Annotated in this window: 1 protein-coding gene and 1 CRISPR repeat array; the gene reads left to right on the forward strand. The window is 34.8% G+C overall.

Annotated features, from left to right (window positions below; genetic code table 11):
• The first annotated feature begins 190 nt into the window (after window positions 1-190).
• Window positions 191-370 (forward strand): hypothetical protein, encoded by a 180-nt coding sequence (locus GMD6S_RS11070; RefSeq protein ID WP_001233347.1) that lies wholly within the window; start codon window positions 191-193, stop codon window positions 368-370.
• Window positions 371-556: 186 nt separating this feature from the next.
• Window positions 557-2,704: a CRISPR direct-repeat array (repeat unit 36 nt; unit sequence GTTGTACAGTTACTTAAATCTTGAGAGTACAAAAAC).
• Window positions 2,705-2,711 lie beyond the last annotated feature (7 nt).

The raw sequence follows: 2,711 nt of genomic DNA on the forward strand, positions 1-2,711 counted from the left end.
ATATCAGTCTTTCTGGTTTGTTGTTATTCATGGTTTTTAAAAAGAGAAAAACTATTAAAAAATATAAAAAAATAAGTTTTTGGGGGCAAGTTTGGGGCGAAAATATTTAGAAATAATTTATCAAAACGCTTGACATCTCGGTTCTCCGTTATATAATATGATTAAGATAAAAATTGAGGTAAAGAAAAATATGAGAAAAGTTATTCAAGAATTACTTAATAGTTCTATTTCTACATCTGCTATTTCACAAGGTGCCGGTGTGCCATGGACTACCGTTTCTGACCTCAGAAAAGGAAAAACAAGCATGGACAAAATGGCACTTCTCACAGCAGAAAAACTTTATGAATTTGCTACAGCTGATAAGCAGTGATTTCCGTCACTGCTTTTATTATTGCAAACAAGAAAGCCCGCAAGCCTGAGCCTGCGGTTACAATTCGAACAATATTTTAGAAAATTTCCTTTCTATTTTTAAAAAATTATTTTGTAGTGATCAATCCGTCAGGCCCGATGTTGAAACTTTCTTTTTCAGCCAATCGGCCATCTTCAAGCATGAGGTGTTGTACAGTTACTTAAATCTTGAGAGTACAAAAACTGAGGATTTCCATAAAGCGAATACAAGCATGTTGTACAGTTACTTAAATCTTGAGAGTACAAAAACTAGCACCTTTGAACACTACTAATTTCACGGGTTGTACAGTTACTTAAATCTTGAGAGTACAAAAACTATCTGTAGTAGTTAGCGCTTGCCACATAAGTTGTACAGTTACTTAAATCTTGAGAGTACAAAAACTACTTGGTACCAAGAGCGACTCTCTTTTGAGTTGTACAGTTACTTAAATCTTGAGAGTACAAAAACCCAGCGCCTCAGATTCCTGTTGTATCACCTGTTGTACAGTTACTTAAATCTTGAGAGTACAAAAACAAGCATTTGGGATGCTATTGTGGCTATCTTGTTGTACAGTTACTTAAATCTTGAGAGTACAAAAACCCATGAAATACCAGGTTTCTCGATATTTTAGTTGTACAGTTACTTAAATCTTGAGAGTACAAAAACGCTTGGTGGTTTTTCTAATTTTTAGATTTAGTTGTACAGTTACTTAAATCTTGAGAGTACAAAAACTGGCTGGATATGAAAAACACATCAGCAACTGTTGTACAGTTACTTAAATCTTGAGAGTACAAAAACACATCATCCGACGGATAACCATGGTACAGGGTTGTACAGTTACTTAAATCTTGAGAGTACAAAAACGCGTCTCAATCAGCGATTGGTTGAGGTCTAGTTGTACAGTTACTTAAATCTTGAGAGTACAAAAACCATAAAATTTATCTAAATTTCCAATTTTCTGTTGTACAGTTACTTAAATCTTGAGAGTACAAAAACAAATGTAAAAAGCAAATTTAGAAGAAAGGAGTTGTACAGTTACTTAAATCTTGAGAGTACAAAAACCTTGATGGTTATGAGTGTAATAGGCGCCTGGTTGTACAGTTACTTAAATCTTGAGAGTACAAAAACCGTATGAGAAGAACCTAGGAATTTTGAAAGGTTGTACAGTTACTTAAATCTTGAGAGTACAAAAACTCAATCTTGGCAATGCTTCACGTATGACCGGTTGTACAGTTACTTAAATCTTGAGAGTACAAAAACTAGGTACATTGCCTATCTCTAACTTAATTTGTTGTACAGTTACTTAAATCTTGAGAGTACAAAAACTGACCATACAACCCGTCCGGTCGCTCTGAAGTTGTACAGTTACTTAAATCTTGAGAGTACAAAAACGTTTATGGAGCAATGAGAACAATCGAAGATGTTGTACAGTTACTTAAATCTTGAGAGTACAAAAACAAAGACCGGATAAGAAACTTACAAAATTACGTTGTACAGTTACTTAAATCTTGAGAGTACAAAAACAGGAACGAAATCTTTTATAGATGTGGTGGCGTTGTACAGTTACTTAAATCTTGAGAGTACAAAAACCGTGATGGAACGCTTCAGTATCATGGATAAGTTGTACAGTTACTTAAATCTTGAGAGTACAAAAACTCGGCTTTGGATGGCATGAATAACATGGCTGTTGTACAGTTACTTAAATCTTGAGAGTACAAAAACGCAGGTCGATTATAGGCTTCGCAGGATTTAGTTGTACAGTTACTTAAATCTTGAGAGTACAAAAACGCATTTCCAGTTCAGCCAATTGAGGACCAAGTTGTACAGTTACTTAAATCTTGAGAGTACAAAAACCAATGTCCATCGCCCAATTAAAACGGTCATGTTGTACAGTTACTTAAATCTTGAGAGTACAAAAACAGACGCAAGCTGAGCCAGTCTTTCATCGATGTTGTACAGTTACTTAAATCTTGAGAGTACAAAAACTTATTGCAGATGGAATTGTAACGGTTTTATGTTGTACAGTTACTTAAATCTTGAGAGTACAAAAACAAGCTGCTGATGGAGCTGTTTCACAAGGACGTTGTACAGTTACTTAAATCTTGAGAGTACAAAAACGTGACCCATCTGCTGATTGTAGTGTCACCAGTTGTACAGTTACTTAAATCTTGAGAGTACAAAAACAACCAAAGCAATTATTTAACTCTCGTGTTAGTTGTACAGTTACTTAAATCTTGAGAGTACAAAAACCAATGTCCCTACGTCCTTTGTCTTGTTGTAGTTGTACAGTTACTTAAATCTTGAGAGTACAAAAACGGCCAGA

It is taken from the genome of Streptococcus sp. GMD6S (assembly GCF_000297015.1).

Excerpts from the sequence above, each read along its gene's own strand:
- GMD6S_RS11070 (WP_001233347.1), top strand. The coding sequence starts at position 191 with ATGAGAAAAGTTATTCAAGAATTACTTAATAGTTCTATTTCTACATCT.